Source organism: Halorubrum sp. F4 (assembly GCF_027257195.1).
In the GTDB taxonomy this organism is placed as follows: Archaea; Halobacteriota; Halobacteria; order Halobacteriales; family Haloferacaceae; genus Halorubrum.
Genome location: NZ_JAPDFS010000001.1, coordinates 837,492 through 851,524, shown reverse-complemented (window position 1 = coordinate 851,524; position 14,033 = coordinate 837,492). Strand labels below are relative to the sequence as shown.

At 69.2% G+C, this 14,033-nt stretch carries 17 protein-coding genes; 15 read left to right on the top strand and 2 right to left on the bottom strand.

Annotation, left to right across the window (positions count from 1 at the left end):
- The first annotated feature begins 19 nt into the window (after positions 1–19).
- The 8 genes from OKW78_RS04340 (at position 20) to OKW78_RS04305 (ending at position 5,345) form a co-directional block, all read left to right on the top strand.
- On the top strand, positions 20–1,123 hold the full coding sequence (locus OKW78_RS04340; protein ID WP_281194068.1) for a M42 family metallopeptidase: 1,104 nt from the start codon (positions 20–22) through the stop codon (positions 1,121–1,123).
- A gap of 111 nt (positions 1,124–1,234) precedes the next feature.
- Positions 1,235–1,516 carry a 50S ribosomal protein L44e gene (locus tag OKW78_RS04335; protein WP_066414660.1) on the top strand — a complete coding sequence of 94 codons (282 nt, stop codon included), beginning with the start codon at positions 1,235–1,237 and terminating at the stop codon, positions 1,514–1,516.
- Between the two features lie 2 nt (positions 1,517–1,518).
- Positions 1,519–1,692, top strand: coding sequence for a 30S ribosomal protein S27e (locus OKW78_RS04330; RefSeq protein ID WP_122106123.1), 174 nt, complete (start codon positions 1,519–1,521; stop codon positions 1,690–1,692).
- A gap of 17 nt (positions 1,693–1,709) precedes the next feature.
- Complete coding sequence (locus tag OKW78_RS04325) at positions 1,710–2,510, top strand: translation initiation factor IF-2 subunit alpha (RefSeq protein WP_281194067.1); 801 nt, start codon at positions 1,710–1,712, stop codon at positions 2,508–2,510.
- Positions 2,511–2,543: 33 nt separating this feature from the next.
- The gene (locus tag OKW78_RS04320) at positions 2,544–2,723 is read left to right on the top strand and encodes an RNA-protein complex protein Nop10 (protein ID WP_281194066.1); all 180 of its coding nucleotides are present in this window, start codon (positions 2,544–2,546) and stop codon (positions 2,721–2,723) included.
- 113 nt (positions 2,724–2,836) lie between these two features.
- The gene (locus OKW78_RS04315) at positions 2,837–3,592 is read left to right on the top strand and encodes a proteasome assembly chaperone family protein (RefSeq protein WP_281194065.1); all 756 of its coding nucleotides are present in this window, start codon (positions 2,837–2,839) and stop codon (positions 3,590–3,592) included.
- 128 nt (positions 3,593–3,720) lie between these two features.
- Positions 3,721–4,887: a beta-ketoacyl synthase N-terminal-like domain-containing protein gene (locus OKW78_RS04310; RefSeq protein ID WP_281194064.1), complete on the top strand. Its 1,167-nt coding sequence runs from the start codon at positions 3,721–3,723 to the stop codon at positions 4,885–4,887.
- Positions 4,884–5,345 (top strand): Zn-ribbon domain-containing OB-fold protein, encoded by a 462-nt coding sequence (locus tag OKW78_RS04305; protein ID WP_281194063.1) that lies wholly within the window; start codon positions 4,884–4,886, stop codon positions 5,343–5,345. Before OKW78_RS04310 ends, OKW78_RS04305 begins: the two co-directional genes overlap by 4 nt.
- A gap of 110 nt (positions 5,346–5,455) precedes the next feature.
- On the opposite strand, the gene OKW78_RS04300 is transcribed toward OKW78_RS04305, so the two are convergent.
- A complete protein-coding gene (locus OKW78_RS04300) occupies positions 5,456–6,223 on the bottom strand; it encodes a VOC family protein (protein ID WP_281194062.1) in 768 nt (255 codons plus the stop codon).
- A gap of 561 nt (positions 6,224–6,784) precedes the next feature.
- Between OKW78_RS04300 and OKW78_RS04295 the strand changes: the two genes are divergently transcribed.
- The 7 genes from OKW78_RS04295 (at position 6,785) to OKW78_RS04265 (ending at position 12,641) form a co-directional block, all read left to right on the top strand.
- Complete coding sequence (locus tag OKW78_RS04295; RefSeq protein WP_281194149.1) at positions 6,785–7,216, top strand: EamA family transporter; 432 nt, start codon at positions 6,785–6,787, stop codon at positions 7,214–7,216.
- Between the two features lie 176 nt (positions 7,217–7,392).
- Complete coding sequence (locus OKW78_RS04290) at positions 7,393–8,322, top strand: spondin domain-containing protein (RefSeq protein ID WP_281194061.1); 930 nt, start codon at positions 7,393–7,395, stop codon at positions 8,320–8,322.
- A gap of 2 nt (positions 8,323–8,324) precedes the next feature.
- A complete protein-coding gene (locus OKW78_RS04285; RefSeq protein WP_281194060.1) occupies positions 8,325–9,797 on the top strand; it encodes a molybdopterin-dependent oxidoreductase in 1,473 nt (490 codons plus the stop codon).
- 87 nt (positions 9,798–9,884) lie between these two features.
- Complete coding sequence (locus tag OKW78_RS04280; RefSeq protein ID WP_281194059.1) at positions 9,885–10,160, top strand: winged helix-turn-helix domain-containing protein; 276 nt, start codon at positions 9,885–9,887, stop codon at positions 10,158–10,160.
- A 56-nt stretch (positions 10,161–10,216) separates the two neighbouring features.
- A complete protein-coding gene (locus OKW78_RS04275; RefSeq protein ID WP_281194148.1) occupies positions 10,217–10,510 on the top strand; it encodes a hypothetical protein in 294 nt (97 codons plus the stop codon).
- 88 nt (positions 10,511–10,598) lie between these two features.
- Positions 10,599–11,081 (top strand): hypothetical protein, encoded by a 483-nt coding sequence (locus OKW78_RS04270; protein WP_281194058.1) that lies wholly within the window; start codon positions 10,599–10,601, stop codon positions 11,079–11,081.
- Positions 11,082–11,165: 84 nt separating this feature from the next.
- Entirely contained in the window at positions 11,166–12,641 is a 1,476-nt protein-coding gene (locus tag OKW78_RS04265) for an MATE family efflux transporter (RefSeq protein ID WP_281194057.1), read from the top strand.
- Positions 12,642–12,706: 65 nt separating this feature from the next.
- On the opposite strand, the gene OKW78_RS04260 is transcribed toward OKW78_RS04265, so the two are convergent.
- The gene (locus OKW78_RS04260; RefSeq protein WP_281194056.1) at positions 12,707–13,906 is read right to left on the bottom strand and encodes an iron-containing alcohol dehydrogenase family protein; all 1,200 of its coding nucleotides are present in this window, start codon (positions 13,904–13,906) and stop codon (positions 12,707–12,709) included.
- Between the last annotated feature and the right edge of the window lie 127 nt (positions 13,907–14,033).

Sequence of the window (14,033 nt, the reverse complement as noted above, 5' to 3'; positions counted from 1 at the left end):
GGCGGCGTTGGATCCGCGCATGACCGCCACGTCCGACGACGACCCGTTCGACGATGACGATCCGCTGAACGCCGACGATCCGGTCGACGACGACCTGCTGTACGAGTTGACGGAGGCTCGGGGGGTTCCGGGATACGAGGACCGCGTTCGGGAGATCGTTCGTCGGGAGTTCGCCGACACAGTCGACCGCGTTCGCACCGACGCGATGGGGAACGTGGTCGGGACGATAGCGGGCGACGCCGACTACGCCGTCGCGGTGGCGGCCCACATGGACGAGATCGGGTTCATGGTCCGCCACGTCGACGACGAGGGGTTCGTTCGAGTGGACGCCCTCGGCGGATTCGATCCGCGCGTACTCCGCGCCCAGCGCGTGACCGTCCACGGCGAGGAGGACCTCACGGGCGTCATCGGCTCCGTCCCGCCGCACACGCTCACCGACGAGCAGAAGGAGGCCGACGAGGAGGTCTCGGACGTCTTCATCGACCTCGGCCGAGACGCCGAGGCGGTCGACGAGCTGGTGAGCGTCGGCGACCTCGTCACGCTCGAACAGACGACGACCCGGATGGGCGACTGCGTGACCGGGAAGGCGCTCGACGACCGCGTCTGCCTCTTCGCGATGCTCGAGGCCGCTCGGCGGATCGACGACCCCGACGTCACGGTCCACTTCGCCGCGACGGTCCAGGAGGAGGTCGGGCTCCGTGGCGCGCACGCGCTCGGCGTCGATATCGACCCGGACCTCGCGGTCGCGCTCGACGTCACCGTCGCCAACGACGTCCCGCAGATCGGCGAGGCGGCCGACGCGGTGACGAGCCTCGGCGAGGGCGCGGCGATCAAGCTTAAGGACTCCTCGGTGATCACGAGCCCGAAGGTCCATCGGCGTCTGACCGGCGTCGCCGAGTCGAACGACATCGACCACCAACACGAGGTGTTGCCGGCGGGCGGCACCGACACCGCCGGCTTCCAAACGCCGGGCGGCGCGAAGCCGGTCGGAGCGATCTCGATCCCCACGCGGTACCTCCACACGGTGACCGAGACCGCGGACGTGCGGGACGTCGCGGCGACGATCGACCTGCTGACGGCTTTCCTGGAGTCGGAGACGGGCGAGCACGACTACACGCTGTAGGCCGCGGTCCGAGGGCGCGATTCGCCCCCGACGGACGCCGCGTCCGCCGTCCACGCCAGACCAAACCCGTTTTAAGCGTCGGCGTCGAACCGGCTTCCAAGGTAGATATCCATGGAAATGCCACGCCGCTTCAATACGTACTGCCCTCACTGTGACTCCCATCAGGAGCACGAGGTAGAGAAGGTCCGATCGGGCCGTGCGACCGGCATGAAACGCGACGCGCGTCAGCGACGCCGCGCGCTCGCGACGATCGGCAACGCCGGCGGATACTCGAAGGTGCCCGGTGGCGACAAGCCCACCAAGAAGACCCACCTGAAGTACCGCTGCAGCGACTGCGGGAAGGCCCACATGCGCGAGGGATGGCGCGCGGGCCGACTCACGTTCCAGGAGTAACCATGGCGGGAAGCTTCCACCGCGTGGTCTGTGCGGACTGTGAGAACGAACAGGTCGTCTTCGGCAAGGCCTCCTCGGTCGTGTCGTGTGCCGTCTGCGGCACCACGCTCGCGACCCCGACCGGCGGGGAGGCCGAGCTGTACGGCGACGTCGTGGAAACCGTTGAGGCGCGGTAACCGCCTCACCCCCCATCATGAAGTACAGCGGCTGGCCCGAACCCGGTGAGCTCGTCGTCGGCGAGATCGACGAGATCGCCGACTTCGGCGTCTTCGTCGATCTCGACCAGTACGAGGAGAAGCGGGGCCTGTGTCACATCAGCGAGGTCGCCTCCGGCTGGATCAAGAACGTCCGCGACCACGTCCGCGAGGGACAGACGGTCGTCGCGAAGGTACTCGAGGTCGATACGTCCTCCAACCAGATCGACCTCTCGATCAAGGACGTCAACGAACACCAGCGGAAGGAGACGATCCAGGACTGGAAGAACGAGCGCAAGGCGGACAACTGGATGCTCATCGCGCTCGGCGAGGACGTCGGCGACGACCGCTACACCTCGGTCGCCAACGCCCTCCTCCGCGAGTACGACTCGCTGTACGACGCCTTCGAGGCGTCGGCGATCCGCGGACTCGAGGCGCTCGAGGACGTGGAGATCGACGACGAGTCGGCGGAGTCGATCGTCGACGCGGCCCGGGAGAACGTCTCGGTCCCGTACGTCGACGTCACCGGCTACGTCGACCTCGAGTCGACCGCGTCCGACGGCGTCGACGACGTCAAGAGCGCCCTGGAGGCCGCCGAGGGGAACGGCGAGATCCCGGACGGCGTCGAGCTCGACGTGGGCTACGTCGGCTCGCCCGAGTACCGGATCAAGGTGCGCGCGCCCGACTATAAGACTGCGGAGGACCAGCTCGAGGCCGCCGCGAAACGCGCCCGCGAGGCGATCGAGTCCGCCGGCGGCGTCGGGTCGTTCCACCGCGAACGACGCGAGGACGACGAGTAATCACGACCGCCCTACGTTTCATCTTCACCGCCCGTGCGCTCCGATATTCACGTCTGTTCGGATCCGGAGAACGTTCACGACCGTCCGGTGTACACGCTCGGCGACCGCTGTCCGGTCTGTGACGCGCCGGCCGAGAACAGCGCGCCGGCTCCGTTCGACCCGACGGACCGGTACGGCGAGTACCGCCGGCGTGCGCGGCGGGATCGGCCCTGAACGCTCCCGACGCACGTCCCGACTGAGCGCTTCCGACGGCACCGCCCCGGCGTCTCTGATCGCTGCCCGCGGAATAGCCACCCTCTTGTGACCGCCGCCCGGACGGACACGACATGGACGACATCGAGATCGACGAGGTGGCGACGCCGGAGCTCGACGAGCCGGTGCTGATCGAGGGGCTTCCCGGCGTCGGCCACGTGGGAAAGCTCGCGGCCGAACACCTCCTCGAGGAGTTCGACGGCGAGCTCGTTCGGCGGGTGTACGCGACGGAGTTCCCGCCACAGGTGAGCGTCGACGGCGAGGACGGCGTCGCGGAGCTCACTTGCGCGGAGTTTCACGCCGTCGAGACCGACGGTTCCGACCTGCTCGTGTTGACCGGCGACCACCAGGCGGGATCGAACGCGGGCCACTACACGCTCACCTCGACGTTCCTCGACGTCGCCGAGTCGTTCGGCGCGGAGCGCGCGTTCGCGCTGGGCGGCGTGCCCACGGGCGAACTCGTCGAGGAGTACACGGTGCTCGGCGCGGTCTCCGAGGCCGCGCTCGCGGACGACCTCCGTGAGGCGAACGTCGAGTTCCGGCCGGACGAGCCGGCCGGCGGGATCGTCGGCGTCTCGGGGCTCGTGCTCGGGCTCGGCGGTCGCCGCGGACTGGAGGCGGCGTGTCTGATGGGCGAGACCAGCGGTTACCTCGTCGATCCGAAGAGCGCGCGCGCGGTCCTCGAGGTTCTCGAGGACCTCCTCGACTTCGAGCTCGGCTACGACTCCCTCGAGGACCGCGCCGAGGAGATGGAGGAGGTCGTCGGCAAGATCCGCGAGATGCAGGACGGTCCGGCCGTCCCCGACGACGACTTACGTTACATCGGGTAGTCGTCGACTCCGTCCCGTTTCGTTCCGTTCCTCCGTCCCCGTCCCGTTCCGTTCTCGTCGCGTTTCCGTTCCGGATCCGATCCCCCGTTCCGGCAGAGCTAAACACGGTCCGGGACCATCGATCGTGTATGACTGGGGTACGCGTCGCCGGCGTCGGACTCACGCGGTTCGGGAGCCATCCCGAGCGGACGGGCCGGGACCTGTTCGCGGAGGCTTCGGAACGCGCGTTCACGGACGCCGGCGTCGACCGGGACGCCGTCGAGGAGCTGAACTACGGCAACTTCATGGGCGCGCTCGCGGAGCACCAGGGCCACCAGGCGCCGCTGATGGCGGAGGCGGCCGGGGTCCGGTGTCCGGCCACCCGCTACGAGTCCGCGTGTGCGTCCGCGGGCGTCGCGGTCCGCGAGGCGGTCCGCACGGTGGCGGCGGGCGACGCCGACGTCGTCCTCGCCGGGGGGATGGAGCGCATGACGAACCTCGATACCGAGGGAGCGACCGAGGGGTTGGCGATCGCCGCGGACGACCTCTTCGAGGTGCGGGCGGGGGTCACGTTCCCCGGCGCGTACGCGCTGATGGCGAACGCCTACTTCGAGGCCCACGGCGGGGGGCGGGAGGAGCTCGCGCACGTCGCGTCGAAGAACCACGAGAACGCCCTCCCGAACGAGTACGCACAGTTCCGAAAGGCGGTCTCCGTCGAGGAGGCGCTCGCCGCCCCGCCGGTCGCGGAGCCGCTGCACCTCTACGACGCCTGTCCGATCACCGACGGCGCGAGCGCGCTCGTGTTCGTCTCCGAGGAGTACGCCGCGGACAACGACCTCGACGCGCCCGTCGCCGTGACCGGTACGGGACAAGGAACCGACCGGATGGCCCTCGCTGACCGAGCGGACCTCGCGTCGACGCCCGCGGCCGACGACGCCGCGGCCGCCGCCTACGACGACGCCGGGATCGGCCCGGCCGACGTCGATCTCGCGGAGGTCCACGACTGCTTCACGATCGCGGAGGTGCTCGCGATCGAGTCGCTCGGGTTCGCCGAGCCGGGCGACGGGATCGCCGCCGCCCGCGACGGACTCACGACCGCCGACGGCGACCTCCCGGTGAACCTCTCGGGCGGCCTCAAGGCGAAGGGGCACCCGGTCGGCGCGACCGGCGGCTCGCAGATCGCCGAGGTGACGCGGCTGTTGCGCGGCGATCACCCGAACAGTGATCACGTCGCCGACGCCGACGTGGGCGTCGCGCACAACGCGGGTGGAACGGTCGCGAGCGCCGTCGTCCACGTCCTGGAGGTGGCGGAATGACCGACGAGATCGCGACCGACGGGGGCGCGTCGACCGTGAACGCCGGCTACGACGAGTGGATCGACGCGCTCGCGGAGGGTGCGGGCTACGCGCTCGTCTGTCCGGACGGACACGGCTCGCTGCCGCCGCGGCGGGTGTGTCCGGAGTGCGGGTCGTCGTCGCTCTCGGAGGAGGCGCTCCCGGATCGGGGGGAGATCGAGACGTTCACCGTCGTCCACGTCCCGTCCCCGCGGTTCGCCGACGACGCCCCGTACGTCACCGCGGTCGCCCGGTTCGGACCGGTCCGGTTGACCGGGATCGTCCGCGGCGTCGACCCCGAGTCCGGCGGCGACGAGGAGAGGGCGGGGAGTGACGCGGACGACGAGGCGGTCGAAGTCGGCACCACGGTCGAGGTCGGCGTGGGGGAGCGCGAGACTGACGGCGGGCGGATCGTCGCGTTCCGGCCGGTCGAGACGTAGACGTCGGCACATCGAGACGTCAGCGCGTCCAGAAGCGAGCGTCGACGGAGGAGCGGCCGATCCGCCGGTTCGGATCGCTCTCGGTTCGTCGGTCCGCGGTGACCGGTTCGTCAGTCTTCAGTGACCAGTTCGACCTCGTGGCCGTCCTGGTCCTTCGTGAACGCGTAGCGGTTGTCACACGACTCGGGATCCCGATAGTCGGCGGACTCGCGAACCATCAACCGTTCCCAGGCGTCGTCGAGGTCGTCGACCTCGATCGCGAGGTGGCCCCACGCGTCGCCCATCGTGTAGCTCCGGCCGTCGTAGTTGTAGGTGAGTTCGAGCGTCATCGCCTCTTTCGGGGCGTCCTCGGGCCCGACGAAGTAGTTCGCGAACGTGTCGGCCTCCCAGCGTCCCCGAGGCTCGACGTATTCGAACTTTCGCGTCCAGTAACCCAACGCCTCGTCGGCGTCCTCGACGCGGATCATCGTGTGGTCGAGGCTCCACTTCGCGCCGTGGTCGCGCTTGACGATCTCGACCTCGTGGCCGTCCGGGTCCTTCACGAACGCGTAGCGGTTCCCGCAGGACTCGGGGTCGCGGTAGTCCTCGACGCCCCCCTCCATCAGCCCGTCGTACGACTCCTGGAGTTCGTCCTCGGGCACGCGCACCGCGATGTGTCCCCACGCGTCGCCCATCTCGTAGGTGCGGTCGTCGTGGTTGTAGGTGAGCTCTAAGAGCGCACCGGCCTCGTGGACGTCCTCGGGACCGAGGAACACGTTCGTGAACGTGTCGGCCTCCCAACGACCCTTCTCCTCGTAGTTCAGGTGCGTTTGATACCAGTCGAGACTCTCCTCTAAGTCCTCGACGCGGATCATCACGTGATCGAACGTGGTCTCCATACCCGACCGTTCGGCCGCTCGGTGCAAAAACGTACTGAACCGATAACTCGCGGGAAGCGATCAGGGACCGTTCTCGGGATTCGATCGGAGACCGCCCTCCCGGTCCGGGAGAGGTAACGAAAAACGCCGTGTGTGCCTTCGTTTCGTATTTGCCGTCTTCCCCCGTGATCCCAACACGGAATGAGTCGGGATACGGAATCCGCACGCGTTCGGACGCTCGCTCGCTCCGGATCCGCCGGCGTCTCGGCGGCCGCGGTGCGTCTCGCGTTCTGGACGGCGGTCGCGTTTCCCGTCGTCTACGTCGGGCTCGCGGTTCTCCGCGACCGGATCCCCGCGTTCGGTGCGGCGGTCCTCGCCCTCCTCGTCGCCAACGTCGTCGTCCTGCTCGTCGGGCACGCGTACGAGCCCGACCGGAGCGAGTGGCGGATCCGGGACGAGTCGGGGCGTCCGGGACGGGTGACTGCCGGGACCGGTGACGGTGGATCACGGAACGGTGGATCACGGGACGGTGCCCCGCCACGAGTCGGCAGGGACTTGCCGATCGCCTTCCACGAGGAGCGTATGGACGCAACCTACCTCCCCTATGCGCTCCTCGCGATGGGTGCGTACACGTTCGTCTCGCCGCTCATGCGGGTCGCGACCACCGGGCCCGACGCGATCCCCAGCGACGTCGCCGTCATCGTCTCGAACGTCCTGTTGGTCTCGATGGCGGCCGGAATCGTCTGGTACACCGGACAGGGGTTCTCGTCGCATCTCGCCTCTCCCAAGCTGCTCCACGTGCTCGGCGCCGGCGTCTTCCTCGGTATCGGCATCCTCGCGCTGTATCGGGCGCTCTCGCTCGGCCCGGTCAGCGTCGTGACGCCGATATTCGCCATGTTCCTCGTGTTCTCCTCGCTGATCGGGGTCGTCCTCCTCGGCGAGTCGTTCTCGGCGCGGAAGGCACTCGGGATCGCCTTCGCCGTCGCCTCGGTCTATCTCGTCTCGGGAGCCTGAGAGTCCTGGCTGCCGGGCCGTCCGGCGTGACGTGTTGTCCTCGAGCCGCGATCGAGCCGTGATCGAACTTCGGCCGAAATTTGAACGCACTTCGAACCGATCCCGAACCGATCCCGGACCGAGTTCGTCCGAACCTTGAAAAATCGCCTTACGTGGCCCCTCCGACCTCCGTGTGTATGTCCGATCACGAGACTCGACGACGCGTCCTCCAGGGAACCGGAACCGTCGCGCTGCTCGCACTCGCCGGCTGTACCGGCGACGAGGGCGGCAGCGGCATGGACGAGGAAGACGGCATGAACGACGGCGAGGGCATGGACGACGGCGACAGCATGGACGAAGCGAACGGCACGAACGAGGAGGGCGGTATGAACGAGGAGGGCGACGGCATGGACGAGGAGGGCGACGGAATGATGGGCGAGACGACGACGATCGCCGTCCGGATCGAGAACGTCTCCGCGACCGACGTCTACCCCTCGGACGCGTCGACGGGCGGCGCGGTCTGGATCTCCCCCGGCGCGTACGCGGTCCACGAGGACGCGAACCCGATCCATGAGCCGGGCGAGGCGGCCTCGATCGGGTTGGAGGCGCTGGCGGAGGCCGGTCCGCCGGACGGCTTCGACGGCGAACCGGGACTCGTCGACGAGTTGGATGGCGCGATGGCGGTCTCTCACGCCGGCACGTACACGCCGGAGGACACGGTCGCGGACCCCAACGACCCGACCGGCGAGGCTCCCGGTGCGCCCCCCATCGCACCCGGCGGCGCGTTCGAGTTCGAGGTCGAGACCGAACCCGGTTGTCGGCTCTCGTTCGCGTCGATGTTCGTTCCCTCGAACGACGTCTACCTCTCGCCCGCTGACGGGATCGAGCTGTGGCCCGAAGGCGGCGACCCCGCCGAGGGCGACGTGACGGACGGGATCGCACTGTTCGACGCCGGCACCGAGCCCAACGCCGAGCCCGGGTTCGGTCCCGACCAGGCTCCGGCCCAGGACGACCCGACTCAAGGTGACGACGAGGGCGGCGTCGTCCGGCGACTGGCTGACGTCGACGACGGATACGACTACCCGGCCGTCGAGGACGTCGTTCGGGTGACGCTCGCGCCACAGTGACGATGTCGTCGCTTCCGACCCCTCGAGACGCTGCGGTGTCGCTCGTCGCCGGCGTGCTCGCCGTGGCCGCTTCGTTCGCCGTCGCCGGAGCCGCCCCGTCGTTCGTCGTGTCGCCGATCGACCGGGTGATAGTCGACGCGACCCCCGGGACGGTCATCGCCGTCACCATCGAGACCGTCGGTGAGGCGGGCCATTTGCTCCACCTCAGTGCGGCGGTCGCGGTCGCGGTCGGCCTGTTCGGACTCGTCGCGCTGGTCGGTCTCCGGGTCGGAGATTCGACCGACAGTCCGGTTACGGCCGGTCTCCTGGCCGGCGGTATCGCCTGGCTCCTCGCGGTCGGGCTGACCGCCGAGCCGCTGCCGGCCGCCGGGCCTGCCCTCGTGACGGGTGTCGTCACCGCGGCCGGGACGCTCGGGACCGATCCCGGGGCGATAGATCCGGCCCGAAGGCGAACGATCGCGGCGGCTCTCGGCGTGGCCGGCGCATCGGGCGCGGCCGTCCTCGCGGGCGGTCGTCGGGACGACGATCCGCTCCATGTCGCGCCGAACGCCGAGGGTGCGGAGACGCGGCTCCGTGAGCTTGAGTCCGCGGCGCTCGACGTCGAGAGCGACGATCTCGTCGGGTTGGTGAGTCCGATCGAGGAGTTCTACAACGTCGACATCGCGGAGTTCGATCCGGAGGTCGCAGCCGGGGAGTGGTCGCTGACGTTCACCGGCGAAACCGGCGCGGACGTGACCGTCGACTACGGCGACCTGACCGACCGGCCGACCGAACAGCGCGCCGTCTCGCTCCGCTGCGTGGGCGAGTCGCTGAACGGACGGAAACTCGACACCGCGGTCTGGACCGGCACGCCGATCCGCCCCCTGCTGGAATCGGTCGATCCGGAGGGCGACTGTGACTGCGCGATGCTCCGCGGGGAAGACGGCTACTACGTCCAGTTCCCGGTCGACGTGCTCGCCGACGGCTTCCTCGCGTGGGGGATGAACGGCCGGACGCTCCCGCCCCAACACGGCCATCCGGTACGCGTTCTGATCCCGGGCCACTGGGGCGAGACGAACGTCAAGTGGCTGACGGAGATCGAGCTACTGGAGACCGCCGAGGACGGCTACTGGGAGGAACGCGGCTGGCAGGGAACCGGCTCGGTCAACGCCGTCGCCAAGCTCTGGGACGAGGGTATCACTGAGCTCGACGACGGCCGGGTGGAGCTCGCGGGACACGCTTACGCCGGAATTCGAGGGATCGAGCGCGTCGAGGTCTCCATCGACGGCGGCGTGACGTGGACGGACGCGGCGCTGTCCGACCCGCTGCCTGACGCGGACGTCTGGCGGCAGTGGCGACACGTCTTCGTTCCCGACGGCGACCACGAGATCGTCGTCAGGACGGTCGACGGCGAGGGAACTCGACAGTCCGGCGAGGAGTCCGATCGAATGCCGTCGGGAGCGACGGGCTGGGTCCGGCGGACGATCTCGGGGTGATCCGGGCTCTCTCGACCGGCCTCCGGCAGCCCTCGTCCCGCGACGACGAAACGACTATCCCGTTCCCGTGACAGGGAGAGACGTGACATGGAAAAGGCCCTGTGGTACCTCTTTGCCGGGAGTCGCGGCGGGCCAAACAGGGTCCGGATCGTTCGGGAACTCGGACGGCGCCCGCGGAACGCGAACGAGCTCGCGGACGAACTCGACGTCGACTACAACACGATCACACACCATCTGGATATGCTACACGAACACGACGTCGTCGAACCCAGCGACCACGAATACGGGAAACTCTACTTCCTGACCGACCGGTTCGAACGGCACGAGCAGACGTTCGAGACGATCGCCGAGGAGGTGGAGTGACCGTGCCGATGGGCCTTCAGATCACCCTCGCGATGGGCTTGCCGACCGCCCTGCCGATGGGTCTACCGACCACCCTAGCGATGGCCGTTACCGCGATCAACAGCGTGTTGCTCGCCGTCCTCGTGAGCGTCTGGCTGTCGAACTACCGACAGTTCCGGACCCCCATGGTTCTCGGCCTGCTCGGGTTCGCGAGCGTTCTCTTCGTTGAGAACCTGATCGCGCTCGCGTTCTTTTTCAACAGCATGCGGACGCTGTACAGCATGGATCCGCTCGTCGGGAGCGTCGTACTGGGGATGCGGCTGTTGGAGCTCGTCGCCGTGAGCCTCCTGACGTACGCGACACTGAAGTGAGTCCGGCGCTCCCGGCCGTCTCGCGATTCCTGGCCATCTCGCGATCATCGACCGAAACGGCTACCTCGGTCTGCCCACTAGTGGGAGCGTGAGCCGACCGCCCTCCCTCGCGAGCTACCTCGCCAGCGCCGCCGTCGCGGTCGGCTGGCTCGCCGCCACGCTCGTCGTGTTCCTCCTTCCGGCGATCATGGCCGGCCTCGGCCATCCCAGCCCGTGGTGGATCGTCGTCTCCGCGGTCGGTCTGGTGGTTCTCGCGGCCGCGTACGCCCTCCGCCGTGTTGACGGCGCGTACGACCTCACGGACATCGGCGCGACCGAGCGCGTCGACGTCCGGACGTTCCGGGACGAACTCCACGCCTGCGCCCGCTGTGAGTCCTCGACTCGTCGAGGGATCGAGCGCCGCTACCGGCGTCAGTGGGTGCTCGGCGGCGTTCCCCTCTACACGATGGCCTGGGGGACCAACGCCTACTGTCCGGAGTGCGTCGATCCCGACACGCTGGAACCGCTCGGCGAACCGCCCGCCGCCGGCCTCGAAGTCGAGTCGAAGCCGGAGCGGTCGCGCCGCGAGTAGGGACGCGTCCACACGTCTCACCCGGAGACGCCTGCCGGGTGACGAAACTCCTTTGCTGTGGACTGGGAAGGATGTGTGTTCGCCGTGTCTCTCCGCTCGTCCCTCCGTGACCTCGTCTCCGACCCTCCGAACCCCTTCCGGCTGTTGATCCTCTACATCGGCTTCGCGCTCGCGCGTCTGGGGCTCATCGACCGCCACCGCGTGGTCCGTACCACCGATCTGGCGTGGCCGCGGATCGTCACTGGGATCGCCCGCATGTCGAAGAACGCGGTCGACGTGGCGATGGTCGGTGCCGCACTCGGTACGAGCGCGGTCGCCGGCGTCGGCTTCGCCGGCCCCTTCTGGGGACTCGCGTTCGCCATCGGCGGCGGCGTCGCCGGCGGGACGATCGCGCTGGTCTCACAGCGGTACGGTGCCGAGGCCTTCGGGGAACTCGGCGACGCCGTCCGTGCCAGCACCCTGCTCGTGGTGCTGATAAGCACCCCCGTCACGGTCGTCTTCTGGACGTATCCGACCGAACTCATCTCGCTCATCAGCAGTAATCAGACGGCGATCGCGTACGGTTCGGACTACCTGCGGATCGTCGGGATCGGCGTGCCGTTCGCGGGTTTGAACCTGGTCGGAGGGCGCGCACTCGTCGGCTGTGACGACTCGTACACCGCGATGCAGCTACGCGCCGGCGGAGCGATCGTGAACGTCGTGTTGAACGCGTGGTTCATCTTCGGGCTCCGCTGGGGCGTCGAGGGCGCCGCGCTCGGGACCGTCCTCTCGAACGTCGTCGTCACCGCGGCGTTCGCCGCCGGGATCGCGTGGGGTCGGCTCCCGCTCCTCGGCGCGTTCCCCGTCGCGATCGACCCGTTCGGGTCGTATCTCAACCCGGACATGCTCCGCGACCTCGTCGAGATCGGTCTCCCGGTCGGAGCCCGGAACCTCGTGTGGACCGCCGCGGAGTTCCCCATGCTCTTCGTGCTCGACATCTTCGGCGAGAACACGGTGGCGGCGTTCGTGATCGCCCGCCGGATCTGGGGGATCATGAACACGCCCGGGTGGGGCTTCGGGCTCGCCTCCTCGAGTCTCGTCGGCCAGGAGCTCGGCGGCGACGACCCCGCGGAGGCGGAGGCGTACGCCCGTGACATCATCCGCTTTTCGGTGGGGGCGTACCTCGTGAGCGCGGCGCTCATCGCGACGTTCGCGGGCGACATCGTGGTCCTCTTCGCCGACAGCGCGGCGAGCCCGGAGGTCCCCATCGCCGTGAACCTCGTGTACGCCGCCTGTGTCGCGGTCGTCTTCCAGGGGATCTCCGGCGGGGCCGCGGGACCGCTCGACGCCGCCGGCGACACGAAGATCCCCTTCGCCAGCCAGTTCGTCGGGATGTTCCTCGTGTCTATCCCGCTGGCGTACGTCGGAGCGACGACCCAACTGGGCCTGTGGGGACTCTACTTAGCCTTCCTCGCCGAGACGACGATCCCCGCGGCGATCAACTACTGGCGGTTCCGCTCGGGCAAGTGGAAGGCCATCAGCCAGGCGTATCGCCCCGACGCGGCGGTCGCGGACGACTGACTGCGTCACGACGCGGCGGTCGCGGACGACTGATCGCGCCCCGACGTGGTCGACGGGTGGCCGTCCTACCACGCCCCGCGGAGCACGCCCTCGATCCGTTCCGGCGAGGCGTCGATCCCGGCCGGTGCACGCTCCATCGGCGGGTCCTCGGCGATGAACTCGGCGATCGCGGGGAGGTCGTCCTCGCGGACGACGTCGACGTCGCGGAGGCGGTTCGGAACGGGAAGCGCGTCGCGGACGCCCGCGACCGCGTCGACGACCGCCTCGGCGACCGCGTCGTCGTCGCGACCCTCGGCGTCGATCCCGAACCCGGCGGCGAGCGCCCGGCGGCCGGCCTCGACCTCCTCGAAGAGGTACGCGAGGACGTGCGGGACGACGACCGCGTGTATCGCGCCCTGCTGGACGTCGTATCGGCGGGCGAACCCGTGACCGAACGCGTGGACGACGCTTATCTTCCGGTCGATCTGGACGAGCAGCGTCCCGGCGACCGCCCGGTCCATCGCGGCGGCCGTGTCGCCGGCGTGATCGCCCGCGACGACCGGGAGCGACCCGGAGAGGAGCCGGATCCCATGGACGGCGGTCGCGTCGCTGACGGGCGAGGCGTCGCGGGCGTACACCGTCTCGATCCCCTTATCGAAGCCGTTCATCGCCGAGCCGGCGAGGACGGATCGCGGCGTCGTCTCGAAGAGGTCCGGATCGAGCAGGTCGGCGACCGGCATGGCGGAGCCGCTCACGGTGATCGGTTGGCCCGTCGGCGACGCGTCGGCGGAGAGCACCTCGAGCGATCCGCCGGCAGAGAGGTCCGCCCCCGCGAACGTGGTCGGGATCGCGACGACCGGAAACGCCGGATCGGTGGTCGGCGATTCGATCGATCCCTCGCGGGCCTCCGCTTCGAGGGTCGGCAGGTCGCGCCCGTCGGCCGCGAGGACGGACGCCTGTCTCGCGACGTCGAGGCTGCTCCCGCCGCCGACGGCGACGAGGGCGTCGGCGTCCGCCGTCGACGCCGCCTCGAGCAGATCGAAGGCGGTCTCGGCCCGCTTCTCGGGGGTCGTTCCGTCGAAGGTCCCCGCGTGTCGGTCGCCGAGACCTTCCCGGATCGGGTCCATGAGGGCGTCGTTCGCCCCGACGTTCGAGCCGCAGACGACGAGCGCGCCGTGGATCCCCCGATCGGCGAGGTAGTCCTCGAGGTCGGCGGCACGTCCGCGTCCGTACAACACGTCACAGCCGTCGTACGCCGAGTCGAATCGGTCCGCGATCGGCAACATGCCCACCCGTACCACGCGGGCCGGTTTGTAGCTGTGGGGAACGGACGAGCCGAAGACTGGGAAACGAACGAGCCGATAGTGGATAATGGACGATCGAGAGCCGTCGATCCACCCGGATTCGTTTCCG